Origin of the sequence: Streptomyces mangrovi, assembly GCF_900114215.1 — a bacterium.
Lineage (GTDB): Bacteria > Actinomycetota > Actinomycetes > Streptomycetales > Streptomycetaceae > Streptomyces > Streptomyces barkulensis.
Genome location: NZ_FOSG01000007.1, coordinates 198285 through 212102, shown reverse-complemented (window position 1 = coordinate 212102; position 13818 = coordinate 198285). Strand labels below are relative to the sequence as shown.

The window sequence follows — 13818 nt, the reverse complement described above, 5'->3', positions numbered from 1 at the left end:
GTGTCACTGGGCAGGTTACTACGGTGTTTGACACCGTTCACAGAACGAGGTGCGGGGTTGTGGGGAACGGGCGGTGAGGGGCGCACCGGAGCACGGCGGAGGGTCAGCCGCGCTCCGGGAGCGGGTCGGTGAAGTGCCGGCCGCGTGCGAGGAGTTCGTCGACGGCGGCCACCGCCGCGCGCAGACGCTCCCGGTGGGGCCCGCCCACGACCAGATGGGGCAGGCCGCGGCGGCTCAGCTCGGCGCGGAAGCGGCCGGTCATCCAGGCCCGCAGATGCTCCCCGTCGCGCAGCCCGTCGTCCTCGAAGGGCACGCCGGTGTGGTCGGTCAGCAGCCACAGATGGTGTCTGCCGCGGGCGGCCACGGCCTCCACCCGGGGGCTTCGGCGGCCGGTGTAGCGCTCGTGCCAGACCGTGGTGGCCAGGGCGTCGGTGTCGCAGAAGAGCACGGGGGAGCCGGTCCGCGCGGCGGCGTCCTCCGCGGCGAGCTGGCGCTCGGCGATCAGCTCGAACTCCTCCGACTCCCAGACGACGTCCCCGAACTCGGCGCCGGGCCGCCGCGCCCGCAGCCGCGCGTACTTCTCCTCGCTGTACCGCCGCCCGTACTCGGGCACCCAGCCCGTCCCGGCCCACACCCCGCCCCGCGACCGGTAGTGCTCGGCGAGGGCGCGGGAGAGGGTGGTGGTCCCGGTGGACTCCGCGCCCAGCACGACGACCCGGCGGGCCAGGGCCGCGCGCACGGGGGCGGCCAGATGCGGCCAGCAGCCGACGGGGTCCTCGCGCACCGCGGTCCCGGAGACCGGGTACGCGGTGCGGCCGGGGTCGACGGTGACGGCCGCCGCGCCGAAGCGGCGGCCCAGTTCCGCGCCGTACGCCTCGGAGGTGAAGACCGCGTCGACCGGCCCGGGCACGGCGGCGCGGAAGACCGCCATGTGGGCGTCCCAGACGGCGGGATCGGAGTAGTCGACGGGTACGTCGTCCACCGCCCCGATCACCTCTATGCCCTTCTCGGGGTGCTCCTCGCGCATCCACGCCACCCGGTCGGCCAGCGGCACCGACTCCACGGAGGAGGCGCACACCAGCACGGTGAGCCGGCGGCAGCGGGCGGCGGCGGTGCGGACCAGATGGTGGTGGCCGGCGTGCGGCGGGTAGAACTTGCCCAGCACCAGCCCGTGCCCGAACTCCTTCCCCGACTGCCCGGGTCTCCCGTCCCTCCTCCCGCTCACGCGGCGGCCCCCACCGGGGCCGCCGGGCCGGTGCGGTCGGCCAGCTCGCGCCGCCAGCCGAGCAGCCCGGCCACGCACAGGGCCATGAAGCCCAGGTAGAGCAGCGAGGTGAGGTACAGCCCCTTGTGGGCGTACAGGGGCACGTAGACGACGTCGGCGGCGATCCACAGGTACCAGGACTCGACCTTCTTGCGGCACTGGCCGTAGGTGGCGGCCAGCGACAGCGCGGTGGTCAGGGCGTCCCAGAAGGGCACGGTGGAGTCGGTGGCCCGGTCCAGCAGCACGGTCAGCGCGGCGGTGGCGGCCGCGGTCGCGCAGGCCAGGACCCACCAGGTGCGGACGCCGGTGCGGCTGACCGGCAGCCGGCCGGAGGCGGACCGCGGGCCGCCGGCGACCCACGACCACCAGCCGTACAGGGCCAGCGCGATGTAGACGACCTGCAGCCCGGCGTCCGCGTACAGCCCGGCGCCGGCGAACAGGAGGATGAAGAACAGGTTGTTGGCGATGCCGATCGGCCAGTTGGCGATGTGCTGGCGGGCGACGAGCCACACGCACAGCCCCCCGCTGCCGAAGCCGAGCACCTCCACCCAGCTGACGGGGCTGCCGAGCAGGGTGAAGAGGGGCTCCTGGAGGGGAGCGAGCAGGTCCGCGACGGTGTCCACGCGGCGACCTCCTTAATTGTCAAAGTGACGATAAGGGGGTCGGTCCGGCGGTGGCAAGTGATTTCACGGGGGAGCGCGGCGGTGCCCGGCGCCGGAGACGCCGACGCGGTCCACGCCCGTGGCGCGGTCCCAGACCACCTCGCCGTCCGCCTCTACGAACAGGATCCGATGCCAGGGGATCTCCCCGCCGGGGAGGAAGGAGAGCAGGGGCATGCGCTCGGGCGCGGCGCCGCGCTGCCGGATCCCCAGCACGAAGCGGGCCGGATCCAGGCGCGGATCCCAGCGGACCTGGTGGTAGACCTCCTCGCGGGTGCGCATCGCCCCTCCTTCCCGCCGTGGCCGGCGCCCCGGGTGTCCCGGGCATCCGCTCCCGCGTACTACGCGCGGCGCCCCTCACCCGGGCGGGACGGGACGGCTCGCGCACTGAATTGCTACCTTCTTTGCTGCTCTCGCCATCGTGGGCGCAGCCAAACCGTACGGCGGTGAGGGCTCACCGGCCCGGAAAGTCAGTGTCTCCATGCCCGCCGACCGCATCGCCGCGGTCCGGGCCCGAGTCGGTGCGCGTGGCTTCTCGGCCCATGTGAGCGCGGCGGTCGAGCGGCAACTCCAGCGCGGTCTGCTCGAGGAACTGCTGGTGGAGAACGAGAGGCAGGCAGGGCCGATCCCCCGGGAGACGCACGACCGCGCCGCCAGAGCCTTCCGGGCGGCGGAGGCGCCGGCGGACCACGAGACGGGCTCACCGGCGGTGGAGAGCGGGAGCGCCGTGGAGGAGGACGCGTGGCGCGACCGCAGGGCGGGCTGAGTCACGGGGTTCTCCTGCTCGACAGCGAGGGGCTGTCGAAGGCGGTCCGGGCCGACCCACAGGTGACCGCGTTGATCCGGGCGGCACAGTCGAACGACACCCTTGTCGCCGTCAGCGATCCGACGCTCATCGAGGCATGGCACGCCAAGGTGAACATGGCGCGCTTCCGCTGGTACGTCTCCCGCCTGGCCGTCCTGCCGGTGACCGAGGAGATCACCTGGCGCGCCATCGGGTTGCTGCGCGAGGCCGGCCTGCACGGACACAAGTACGCCATCGACGCGGTGGTGGCCGCCACCGCCCTCGGTTACCCGGGGCCCCGGATCATCCTCACCTCGGGCCTCGACGACATGGCCGAACTGTGCGGCACAAGCGTCCATATCGAGGCGGTGTGACCCTCCTGAGGGACTGAGGGGACGGGAGGCGCGGCGCAGGAGCTGCCACGCCCGGCCCGCCTGTACTCCGCCGCGGGGTCACGAACCGCCGCTGTCCGTACCGTTCGCGCCGTCCGCCGCCGGACCCGGGCTCGCCGCCAGGCCCGTGGGACACACCACCGGGGTGCCGTGGACGGGGTCGGTCAGGATGGTGCTCTCCACCCCGTACAGGGTGCGCACCAGGGCGGACGTCATGATCTGGGCCGGGGCGCCCTGGGCGACGACCCGCCCGTCCAGCATCGCCAGCATGTGGTCGGCGTACCGGCAGGCCGTGGTCAGGTCGTGCAGGACGAGCACCACCGTGCGCCCCCGGGCGGCCAGGGAGCGGACCATCTCCAGCACCTCCAGCTGGTGGCCGATGTCGAGGGCGGAGGTCGGCTCGTCCAGCATCAGGATGTCGGTGTCCTGCGCCACCGCCATCGCGATCCAGGCGCGCTGCCGCTGGCCGCCGGAGAGCGTCTCCAGCGGACGGTCCGCCAGCTCGTGCAGGTCGGCCGCGTCCAGCGCGGCCTCCACTGCCTCGGCGTCCGCCCTCGACCACTGGCGCAGCAGGCCCTGGTGCGGGCGGCGGCCGTAGCGCACCAGATCGCGGACCGTCAGCCCGTCCGGCGCGGTGGCCGACTGCGGCAGCAGGCCGATCACGCGGGCCACCTCGCGGGTGGAGACCGAGGACAGCGCCCGGCCGTCCAGCAGCACCGAGCCCCCGCGCGGCTCCAGCAGCCGGGCGAGCCCGCCCAGCAGCGTCGACTTGCCGCAGCCGTTGGGGCCGACGATCGCGGTCACCCGCCGCGGGGGCAGCTCGACGTCCAGTTCCCGCACCACGGGGGTGCGTCCGTGGGCCAGGGTGAGGGCCTCGGTGCGCAGCCGGTGGGCCCCGCCCGCGTCCTCCGCCCCGGCCCCGGCCCCGAGTCCGAACTCGGGTGCGGCTACGGGTGCGGGGGCGGTCGCGGTCGCGGGTGTCACGGCGTTCACGGGGTCCTCCTGGTACGGGTGGTGAGCAGCAGCCACAGCAGGTACGGGCCCCCGACGACGGCGGTGACCAGCCCCACGGGGATCTCCAGCGGCGCCATCGCGGTGCGGCCGACCAGATCGGCCAGCAGTGTGAGGACGGCCCCGGCGAGCGCGGAGGTCACAACGGGTACGGGCCCGGGGCCGGTCAGCCGCCGGGCGGCCTCGGGCGCGGCCAGGGCGATCATGCCCAGCGGCCCGGCGACGGCCACGGCCAGCCCGGCGCAGACGACGGAGGTCAGCAGCACCGCCGCGCGCACCGGCCGCACCCGCACCCCCAGGGAGGTGGCCACGGCGTCGGAGAAGCGCAGTGCGCCCAGGCGGTGGCCGAGCACCACCGCCGGCGGCAGGCAGACCAGCAGCCCGGCCTCCAGCACCGTCACCGCCGTCTGGGAGCGGCCGTTGAGAGTGCCGACGGTCCAGGCGAACGCCGCGTTGGCCGCGTCGATCTCCGCACGCGACAGGATCAGGTTCGTCACCGCGCCGAACACCGCGCCCACGCCCAGGCCCACCACCAGGAACCGGTAGCCGCGCTGCCCGGCCCCGCCGCTGAGGGCGAGGGTGAGGGCCGCGGCCGTGGCGGCGCCCACCAGGGCGGTGGCCGACGGCAGCAGGCCGGTGGGGACGGCGACGATCCCCGCGACGGCGAACGCGGTCGCGCCGTTGTTCAGACCGACGGTGTCCGGGGTGGCCAGCCGGTTCCCCGAGAGCGTCTGCATCAGGCAGCCGGCCGCCCCCAGGGCCGCGCCGACCGCGATCCCCGCCTCGACCCGGGGCATGCGCAGCTCCTCGACGACCAGCAGGTCGCGCGGGCTTCCCTCGCCCAGCACCGCCGCGCGCAGGGCGTCCAGCGGGGCCACGGCGATCTCGCCGACGGACAGGCCCACCGCGCCCACCGCGACCAGGACGGTCGCGAGCAGGACGCCGGCCAGCAGCGGGCGGCGGGGCACGAGGAGGGACAGGCCGCCGGCGGCCAGGCGGAAGGTGCCCGGCGGCGCGGCGTCCACGGCCGTCGTACCCGCTTCACGCACCCGGCCGGGCCCGCGCGGCGGTGGGACGGGCGGAGGGACGAGGGCGCCGGCGGGGCCGTCCCCCGCGGATGCTCCGGAGCGCGGTTCCAGTGGCGTCTTCACAGCGACGGCAACCTCGAGGATCGGACGACGGCGACCAGGACCGGTGCGCCGAACAGCGCGGTCATCACACCCAGCGGCATCTCGTACGGGCGGACGACCAGCCGCGAGACGACATCGGCGAGCAGGACCACGGCCGGGCCCAGCAGCACCGACACCCCCAGCAGCCGCCGCAGGTCCGGGCCGACCAGCGCCCGGGCCGCGAAGGGCACCACCAGGCCGACGAAGGCGACCGGCCCGGCGACCGCCGTCGCCCCGCCGACCAGCAGCGCGACGGAGGTGACGGCCACCGCGCGCACCCGGCGCGGCCGGTGGCCGAGCCCGGTGGCCACGTCGTCCCCCAGGGCGAGCGAGGACAGCGCGGGGCTCACCGCGGCGGCCGCGGCCAGACCGAGGAGCAGGACGGGCAGTACGGCCATCAGGTCGTCGGTGCCGCGCCCGACGACCGAGCCCACCGTCCAGAACCGGATCTCGTCCGACGCCCGCTGGTTGACCAGCAGCAGTACGGAGGAGGCCGCGCCCACCATCCCGCTGAACGCCGCGCCGGCCAGCACCAGCCGTACCGGGTCGTCGCCCGCCCCGCGCAGCCGGGCGGCGCCCAGGGCCAGCAGGCAGCCGGCCGCCGCGCCGAGCACGGCGGCGTACGGGCCCACGGTCGTCGCGCTCGCACCCAGCACGATCGCCAGGACCACGGCGAAGGACGCTCCGGCACTCACCCCGAGCAGGCCGGGCTCGGCCAGCGGGTTGCGGGCGGTGGCCTGCAGCACGGCCCCGGCGACGCCGAGCGCGGCGCCGACGGCGACGGCCACGGCGGTACGCGGCAGCCGCAGCTCCAGCACGGTGAAGCGGGCGTCCGCGTCGCCGTCCGCGCCGCCGAGGAGCACGGCGGCGGCCCGGGCGGGCCCGACGTCGCCGGCACCCAGGAGCAGGCTGGCCGCCACGACGGCCAGCAGCACGGCGCTCACCGGCAGCAGGCCGCGCAGCAGAGTCTTACGGAGCGTCACATGACACCTTCTCGATGGTCGGTACATCGGTTAGGTTAGCCTAAGCTGAATCGCTGGCACCATCCCCGTCCAGGAGGCCCGTCATGCCCAGCTCCGCCCTGCCCGTGTACCGCCGAACCGTCCAGGCCCTCGCGGCATCCGCCCTGCTCATGGGAGTGGCCGCCTGCGGCGGGACCGCCTCGGGGGACGACGGCGAGAGCGGCGGAAGCGAGAAGACGGCCGCCACGCGTTCGGTCGAGACCGCCTACGGCTCGGTGGAGGTGCCCGCCGAACCCAAGCGCGTCGTCGCTCTCGGTGACACCTCCCTGGACACCGCGCTGTACCTCGGCATCGAGCCGGTCGGCACCAGCAGTGCCCGCGGCGCGGACACCGCACCCGGCTACCTGGGCGAGAAGGCGGAGTCCGTCCCGCTGGTCGCCACCGTCAAGGAACCCAACATCGAGGCCGTCCTCAAGGCCGACCCCGACCTGATCCTGGCCGCGCCGAGGCTGGAGAAGTCCCAGTACGACGCCCTCAAGGCCGTGGCCCCCACCGTCGTCCCCGGCAACGACGACTGGAAGCAGCCGGCGCGGACCTACGCCGAGGCGCTGGGCGAGAAGGAGGAGTTCGACAACAGGATCGACGCCCTTCTGGAGCGCGCCGCCGACGCCGCCGGCGGAAAGGACCCCGGCACGGCCGTGGTGGCCCGCTGGATGCCCGCCGGCCCCATGGTGATGAACGCCGCCAACATGCCCAGCGGCCTGCTGAAGGAGGCCGGCGCCGAACTCCTGCCCATCGCGCGGGAGCTCAACAGCCCCCACTCCGACCCGCTGTCCCTGGAGAACCTCGACCGCATCGACGCCGACCACGTCTTCATCGCCACCCTCAACGCCGAGGGGGAGAAGGCGCTCGAAGCGGCCCGGGAGCAGAAGTCCTTCACCCGGCTGAAGGCGGCCGAGCGCGACGCGGTCAGCGGCGTCGACGGCCAGGTGTGGAGCAGCAGCGCCGGCCCGTACGCGATGGAGCAGGTCGTCGAGGACATCGAGGCCGCCTACGCAGGCTGAGTCCGCTCCCTCCGGCTCCCGTCACGGCCTCCTGCCACCTGCTTCCGGGCCGCCGCGCACGCCGCCGCCCACGCCGCGGCCCACGCCGCGGCCCGGAAGCGGTACGGTCGGCCGATGCCCTTACGGAGAAGCCCCCGCGCCACTGCCGCACTGACCCTGCCGCTGTGCGCCGTCCTCCTGACCGCCTGCACCGGCGGGCAGGGGCAGGAGCGCCCCCACACGGGGCCCGGCACCCCCTCCGCCCCCGCCTCCGCCGGCCCCACGGCGCTGAGCACGGCCGCGCCCGCCGGGGCGAAGGCACTGGCCGAGCGCTACCGCGAATCCGGCGGCGACGAGGGCGTCTACGCCGTCCAGCGGGAGCCCGGCCCCGGCGGTGTGCCCCTGCTGACCGTCCGCAGCCGCGCCACGGACTCGGACGCCCAGAGGTTCGAACGGCTGAAGGACTCCCTCGTCTTCTTCCTGGTGCAGGTGGAAGGCGTCTCGCTGGAGCGGGGATACCTGATGGACGTCTTCGGCCGGGACGGCTCCCTGCTGCACCGCCTGGACGCCCGCCCCTGACCTCTCCGCACCGGCCCTGACCGACCCGCACCGACCCGGTCCGGGACCGCACGGCCGGAGCACGGTCAGGGCAGGTAGACGGTGCCGCTGGTGGGAGCACCCTCGGTCCGCCTGGTGACCTCGTCCCTCAGCGCCTGGCCCTCCAACTGCATGGTCGCCCTCACCTCGGCGGCGATCCGCTCCTTCAGCCTGCTGCTGCCGGTGACCGCCGCGTCCACGGCCCACGGAGTCCGGCAGGTGAACAGCAGCAGCGAGCTGTAACCGCTCAGCGCCGCCGACCGCTCGATGATGACGGGCAGCGGCGGGGTCTCGGCCTTCCTCGCCTCCGCGTACTCGGGGGCCACCTCCGGGGCCCAGTCGAAGTCCAGCAGGACGGCCACGTCGCAGTGGGCCACCAGCGCGGCCAGGCGGTCGATCTCCAGCCTGAGCTCACTGGCGCTGTGGGACTGGACGTACAGGCCCGGGGCCTGAGTGGTCGGCTCCCTGCCTGCCGTGGCCTCGGCCATCGCGCCCGGCAGCGAGGCGTAGGCGTCCTTGTCCCCGCCGATCCTGTTGAGGCTCTGCTCCACCTGGACGGCGAAGGCGTAGTGCCGGGCGGTGTCGATACCGATGGGGTTGGCGTCCTCGTAACCGTGGGAGAACCAGGCCAGCATGCCGGGGTTGGCGCTCTGCCCGGTGGCGCCGCGCAGCATCGCGACGGTGCCCCGGCCCAGGCCGGGGATGTCGAAGGACAGCGGTGTGACCCTGGGCAGGGACTCCTCCTGCTCCTTCCACAGACGCTCGGCGTCGGCGACCATGCCACCGCCCCTGGCCTCATAGGCCTCCGCCGACTCCCGGGGCCGCTCGGCCTGCCGGGCACCGGAGGCTCCCACTCCCGCCTCCTCCAGGGCGGCCGGCGTGATCCCGGAGCCCCTGAGCGCCTCCACGGCCTGGTCGACGCTCAGACTCCGCGCGCCCGCCACGCCGCCGCAGTGCTTGAGGAGTTCGCTCCAGAGCCACTCCCGCTGCTTGGCCGGCACCAGCCTGCCGCTGCCGGACCACTTCTTGTAGATGTTGGCGGCGTCCCTCGCCAGGACCCGCTGGACCGGCGCGGCCCCCGGACCCGCCGGAGCGGACGGCCGACCGGCCTCCCACACCGGACCGCCGTCCGCGGCGCGGTCCGCCGCGGACGGCACACCGGCGTGCGGGGCGGCGGGCAGGGGCGCACGCATCACCCGGGAGGCATTGGCCTCGGCCTCGCGTTCGAAGCGGTCGGAGGGATCGGAGACGCTCAGCCCCCCGCCGTTGTCGGTACCCGCCACCGGCCCCCGGCGCTGCTGGATGACGTGCGTCAACTCATGGGCGAGGGTGTGCTTGTCAGCCCCGCCCCGGCCGATCACCACATGGTCGCCGGAGGTGTACGCACGGGCCCCGATCTCCGCGGCCGAACGCTGGGCCACGGCGCCGGTGTGCACCCGTACGCCGGAGAAGTCCGCGCCCAGCCGGGCCTCCATCTCGGCCCGCAGCGGCTCCTCCAGCGGGCGGCCGGAGGAGTTCAGCGTCCGGTGCACCGACTCCGCGCGCTGCACCGGCTCCGCGTGCGAGCCCGGTGGTCCGTGTCCGCGGTCCGGGGCGTGCTCGTGTCGCCGCCGCTCCTCCAGCGCCCGGACCACGGCGGCGTTGCCCACCGAGCGCTGCAACTCCAGCAGGGAGGCGGGGGGACGGGCCGGAGCGGAGGCCGCCGCCGGGGGCGCACGGCGCACCCGCGCAGTACCGCTGCTCCGGTCGTCCGACCGGTGATCCCGCATCTGCATGGGCACTCCCTCCACGACACCGCGCCTCTGCGTGAAAGACTGCGCGCCGCCGCGGCGCCACGCCCGGGAAGACGGCCGGACCGGCCTCAAGGGGCAGCGATCGCGCCCCCGGGCACCCCGCACGGTGCCCGCCGAGCCGTCCCTTTCGGGCAACGCCGCACGCTCCGGCGTACGGCGGTGTGTACGCCGGAGCGTGCGGCGGGGAGGATCAGACCGACGACGCCCCGTGCCCGGCGGCGACACGGCGCCCCACGGCGGGCGGGGGCAGCGGGGCGATCTCCCGCTCGAAGAACTCCGTGAAGTCCTCGCCGCGCTCGTAGAGCGCGTCGAAACCGGCCGCCGTCTCGGCGATCAGCGCCGGATCGGCGTATCGCCGGGCGCCCGCCGCGTCCCCGTTCTCGTAGACCACCTCGTACATGGCCCGGTCCCCGAGGATCACGACCTCGGGCACGGGCCGCTCGCGCTCGGTCTCCGCGATGGTGCGGGCGTCGATCGCCCTGATCTCGTCGCCCAGCTCCACCTTGAGGCGGAGGACGAAGAACTCCCACTGCACATAAGGCGTGACGGGGAACTCCACCACCCGCAGACGGCGCTGCCGGACTCCGAGGCGCTCCGTTTCCCGCAACTGCCGTGCGTAGATCTCGCGCTTCTCCTCGACGAGGGAGAGGGCCGTCTCCCACTCCCCGGAGTCGAAGGCCTCCCAGCTCGGGAAGCCGCGTTCCCTGAAGTGCTGGCCGCGCTCGAGCTTCCTCAGCTGCCGGATCCCGCTCTCGAAGACACGGTAGAAGTCCTCGTGGTACTTCTTCCGGTCGAGGCGCACTGATTCACCTGCCGGGAACGATTCAAACATTGGGGATATCCGGTTTCGCCGCGATCATCATGCTCCTGGGGATAACCACCAGCCGCTCGTCGGCTCCGATCGACACACCGGCCGGCAGGTTCTTTCCGAGTGATTCCGTGAGGTCCCGTCCGATGACGGCGATGTCCCCGTTCCCGAGCTCCCAGATGTCCGGGCAGTCGGGATTGTCCGTGGTCACCCCTAACTCCTGCGGGGTTTTGCCCAGTCTCCTGCTGAAGCCGGTCCCGGCGTCGGCTTCCCACGGTCTGCCCACAGCCACCACCCCATCTGACCGGGCCTGCTGCCCGGTCATTTCGATCGGTCGAAATGTTGCAACTGTATCGCTCCGGCGAAGGATCGAAGGTGCTTTTTCGAGTCAAACCGGGGATGGCGGATGATTGGCATATGCGGTTGACTCCCCGGGGTGGGGTCGGTGGCGGGTGTTCGCTGATCCTGAGATGTTCGGTGCGTCGATAGCCAGTTGAAAGAGTGGACTTAAGCTCTATATGCTGATAATTAAGTCATAATATTTATGATCATTGGCCAGGGTGAGCGCGGGGAAACCACTGGGGGGCCTGTGAGTTCAAAGGTACCTGTACGCACACAGAGCACGCAGACACCGTCGACCCCTTCGATGGCGGCGGATTTCAGACGGAGGCGGACCCGGTGGTACCGCCCCGCCGGGCAGCGGTGAGGGGCCCGATGGACGGCCGCGCCGAGGGCGAGGGCCGTGTCTACCAGGCCTCGGGTGACCAGCACATCAGCGAGCACCACCATCACCACGGCGGCATGGAGTCCGGGCCGGACACCCCGGACTCCGTCCGCCACCCGGCGATCGGCCGTCCGCCTGTGGTCCTGCGCGACCGACTCGAGGTGCTGGAGCGTCTGAAGGAGAGCGCCGCATCCGGCCGGGGCTGTGACATCCACGTCCTCCACGGCCTGGGCGGCTGCGGCAAGACGGCCGTCGCCTACGACTTCTTCCGGTCCGCCACAGGGGAACTCGGACTGGTCGGCCTGTGGGTCAACGCCACCGACCGCGCGAGCCTGCGCGCCGGAATGCTCGCCGTCGCCTCCGACCGGGGAGCCGCGGACAGTGAACTGCTGGCGGTACGCAACGGGTTCCGCCCCGCCGCCGATCTGGTGTGGGAGTACCTCGACCGGTCCGCCGAGCCCTGGCTGCTGGTGCTCGACAACGCCGACGACCCCGCGATCCTCCGGGACGGCAGCTGGCTGCGCACCAGCCCGCGCGGCACCGTCGTGGTCACCACCCGCCGGGCCGCCGCACGCTGGTGGCCGGGAGCGCAGTTGCAGCACATCGGAGTCCTGCCGCGTGAGGACGCCGCGCGCGTACTCTGTGATCTCGCACCCCACAGCGGCACAATGGAGCAGGCGGCCGAGATCGCCGACCGGCTGGGACGTCTGCCGCTGGCGCTCACACTCGCGGGCGGCTTCCTCTCCCATCAGGTGATCGACCCCTGGTCGATGGAGGTCTACGGACACCGTCTCGACGAGGGCGAACGAGTGACACTCATAGACCAGGGGGCTGATGCCTTGGAGGAGGAGGATCCCCGGCAGCTGGTGGGCCGGACATGGCAGTTGACCCTCGACACGTTCGAGGCCCGGGGCCTGACCGACGCCGTGGCCCTGCTGAGGCTCCTGGCCCGGATGGCGCCCGAACCTCTGCCCCTGTCCGTGCTGAACCGCCCGGAGATCGAGGAGGTAATTCCCCGGACTCGCACCGAGACGGCACTGCGGGCACTCCTCGACCACTCGCTGGCCGAACTGGTCGACACCGGTGTCCGCTGCGTGCAGAGCCACGGCGTGCTGCTCGACAGCGTCGCCGCCGCCACCCCTCGCGCGGAGGTCGCGGTCCTCGACCCGACAGCGGTCGAACTGCTCGACGCAGCCGTGCCGGCGATCCCGGACGCCGGGTCGTACGAGCCGCGGTTGCGACTGCTCGCACCACACGTTCTCGCCCTGCTGCGGCGTGTCGCTGACTCCTCCGCGATGCCCGACGCACTGGCCGTGGCGACACGTCTGGCCGTCGCCCTGCACCGAACCGGCGACTACCTGTCGGCCTGGGAGACCGTTCGCACCGCGGCGGCCCTCACGGAGCCGCTGCTCGGGGAGGAGCACCGCCTCGTACTGGCCGCGCGTTCCAGGGAGGGCCGCGCGCTTTTCCGGCTGGGCCGGTACGCCGAGGCGGAATCCCTGCTGAGCCGTGTACGCCAGACACAGGAAGGACTCTTCGGCCCCGACGACCCGGACACCCTGGACACCTGCCACGGCCTCCAACTCGTCCTCGGCAACCTCGGCAGACGCGAGGAGGCGCTGGCTCTTCTGAGACGGACGGTGGCGGGTCGGCGTGCGGCACTGGGGTCGGCGCATCCACTGACCTTGCGCTCCCGCGCCAGCCTCCTGGTGATCCTGCCGGCTCCCGACCTCGAGACCGAGGACGGCGGCACCCTGCTCTCCCTGCCCGAGGAATGCGTGCGACACCTCGGCCCCGATCACACCGTCACTCTGAGCGCCAGGCACAACCACGCCTGGGCACTGTATGTCCTGGGCCGCCTCGGGGCGGCCGACGCGGAGATCCGGTCGGTCGCCGAGGCGTACGACCGCCGCTTCGGCCCCGACTATCCGATCGCGCTGTCGGCGCGGCAGCTCCTCGCCCGGACCCGGGCCGCACTGGGCCACCGGGACGAAGGGATCGCCCTCATGTCCGACGTCGTGGCCAGGCGCGAACGCGCACTGGGAGCCGACCACCCCTTCACTGCGGCGAGCCGCGGACTGCTGGGCGAACTCAGAGCGGACAGCGAGGCCGACCAGACCTGATGAGGAAGCTTCAGCAGCCCGTAGGGGCCGGACAAAGCGGAAAACGGAACACCTGACAAGGGGCGGGAGATGGATCCGATCGTGGCAGCGGCCGGCGCGGCAATGGTCAGCGCGATGGCCACCGATGGCTGGCAGCACGCGCGGGACGCGGTGGTGGCCTGGTGGCGGCGCCACCGACCGGAGCGGGCCGAGGACGTGGGATCGGAACTGGAAGCGCTGCGCGGCCGGGTGCTGACAGCACGCCGGGAGGAGGACGAGGACACCGAACAGGCACTGACAGGCGCCTGGCGGCTGCGGCTTCAGCAACTTCTGGAGGAGGATCCGGAACTGGCCGCCGAACTGCGGCGTCTGCTGGACGAGCACCTGACTCCCGCCCTGCCCCCGGAGGAACAGGACCGGGCCCGCACCGTGGTCATGCGGGCCGAGGCCCGCGACTCCGCGCGGATCTACATGGCAGGCCGCGACCAGCACATCACCGAATCCTGACCT

14 protein-coding genes and 1 pseudogene are annotated in these 13818 nt (G+C 73.4%); 6 read left to right on the top strand and 9 right to left on the bottom strand.

The genetic code is table 11. The features are described from left to right. Positions 1-103 precede the first annotated feature (103 nt). The 3 genes and pseudogenes from BM237_RS12615 to BM237_RS12605 form a co-directional block, all read right to left on the bottom strand. Entirely contained in the window at positions 104-1225 is a 1122-nt protein-coding gene (locus BM237_RS12615) for an AAA family ATPase (protein WP_093849670.1), read from the bottom strand. Further along, positions 1222-1887: a nicotinamide riboside transporter PnuC gene (gene pnuC / locus BM237_RS12610; RefSeq protein WP_093849669.1), complete on the bottom strand. Its 666-nt coding sequence runs from the start codon at positions 1885-1887 to the stop codon at positions 1222-1224. The genes BM237_RS12615 and pnuC overlap by 4 nt, the downstream gene beginning before the upstream one ends. A gap of 69 nt (positions 1888-1956) precedes the next feature. After that, positions 1957-2205 (bottom strand): annotated as a pseudogene (locus tag BM237_RS12605) (DUF504 domain-containing protein); the annotation flags it as partial. Positions 2206-2344: 139 nt separating this feature from the next. Here BM237_RS12605 and BM237_RS12600 point away from each other — a divergent pair. Both BM237_RS12600 and BM237_RS12595 read left to right on the top strand, forming a co-directional pair. Beyond that, on the top strand, positions 2345-2689 hold the full coding sequence (locus tag BM237_RS12600) for a hypothetical protein (RefSeq protein WP_139238094.1): 345 nt from the start codon (positions 2345-2347) through the stop codon (positions 2687-2689). Further along, a complete protein-coding gene (locus BM237_RS12595; protein WP_093849667.1) occupies positions 2665-3081 on the top strand; it encodes a PIN domain-containing protein in 417 nt (138 codons plus the stop codon). Before BM237_RS12600 ends, BM237_RS12595 begins: the two co-directional genes overlap by 25 nt. A 78-nt stretch (positions 3082-3159) precedes the next feature. Here BM237_RS12595 and BM237_RS12590 read toward each other — a convergent pair whose 3' ends face one another. The 3 genes from BM237_RS12590 to BM237_RS12580 all read right to left on the bottom strand — a co-directional run bounded on the left by BM237_RS12590 (position 3160) and on the right by BM237_RS12580 (position 6262). Further along, positions 3160-4092, bottom strand: a complete 933-nt coding sequence (locus BM237_RS12590; protein ID WP_425443687.1) for an ABC transporter ATP-binding protein — start codon at positions 4090-4092, stop codon at positions 3160-3162. After that, complete coding sequence (locus tag BM237_RS12585; RefSeq protein WP_217655847.1) at positions 4089-5135, bottom strand: FecCD family ABC transporter permease; 1047 nt, start codon at positions 5133-5135, stop codon at positions 4089-4091. The genes BM237_RS12590 and BM237_RS12585 overlap by 4 nt, the downstream gene beginning before the upstream one ends. A 122-nt stretch (positions 5136-5257) precedes the next feature. Beyond that, positions 5258-6262, bottom strand: a complete 1005-nt coding sequence (locus BM237_RS12580) for a FecCD family ABC transporter permease (RefSeq protein WP_217655845.1) — start codon at positions 6260-6262, stop codon at positions 5258-5260. Positions 6263-6345: 83 nt separating this feature from the next. Between BM237_RS12580 and BM237_RS12575 the strand changes: the two genes are divergently transcribed. Beyond that, positions 6346-7305, top strand: a complete 960-nt coding sequence (locus BM237_RS12575; protein ID WP_093849665.1) for an ABC transporter substrate-binding protein — start codon at positions 6346-6348, stop codon at positions 7303-7305. Positions 7306-7419: 114 nt separating this feature from the next. Beyond that, the gene (locus tag BM237_RS12570; protein ID WP_093849664.1) at positions 7420-7863 is read left to right on the top strand and encodes a hypothetical protein; all 444 of its coding nucleotides are present in this window, start codon (positions 7420-7422) and stop codon (positions 7861-7863) included. A 65-nt stretch (positions 7864-7928) separates the two neighbouring features. Here the strand turns inward: BM237_RS12570 and BM237_RS29290 are convergent, their stop codons facing one another. From BM237_RS29290 to BM237_RS12555, 3 genes are all read right to left on the bottom strand, one after another. Next, complete coding sequence (locus BM237_RS29290) at positions 7929-9656, bottom strand: eCIS core domain-containing protein (protein WP_093849663.1); 1728 nt, start codon at positions 9654-9656, stop codon at positions 7929-7931. Between the two features lie 208 nt (positions 9657-9864). Then, positions 9865-10506 carry a DUF6879 family protein gene (locus tag BM237_RS12560; protein ID WP_093849662.1) on the bottom strand — a complete coding sequence of 214 codons (642 nt, stop codon included), beginning with the start codon at positions 10504-10506 and terminating at the stop codon, positions 9865-9867. After that, a complete protein-coding gene (locus tag BM237_RS12555) occupies positions 10499-10768 on the bottom strand; it encodes a hypothetical protein (protein WP_093849761.1) in 270 nt (89 codons plus the stop codon). Before BM237_RS12555 ends, BM237_RS12560 begins: the two co-directional genes overlap by 8 nt. 428 nt (positions 10769-11196) lie before the next feature. Between BM237_RS12555 and BM237_RS12550 the strand changes: the two genes are divergently transcribed. Together BM237_RS12550 and BM237_RS12545 are read left to right on the top strand one after the other, a co-directional pair. After that, positions 11197-13329, top strand: a complete 2133-nt coding sequence (locus tag BM237_RS12550) for a tetratricopeptide repeat protein (RefSeq protein WP_093849661.1) — start codon at positions 11197-11199, stop codon at positions 13327-13329. A 69-nt stretch (positions 13330-13398) separates the two neighbouring features. Beyond that, a complete protein-coding gene (locus BM237_RS12545; RefSeq protein ID WP_093849660.1) occupies positions 13399-13815 on the top strand; it encodes a hypothetical protein in 417 nt (138 codons plus the stop codon). Positions 13816-13818: the final 3 nt, after the last annotated feature.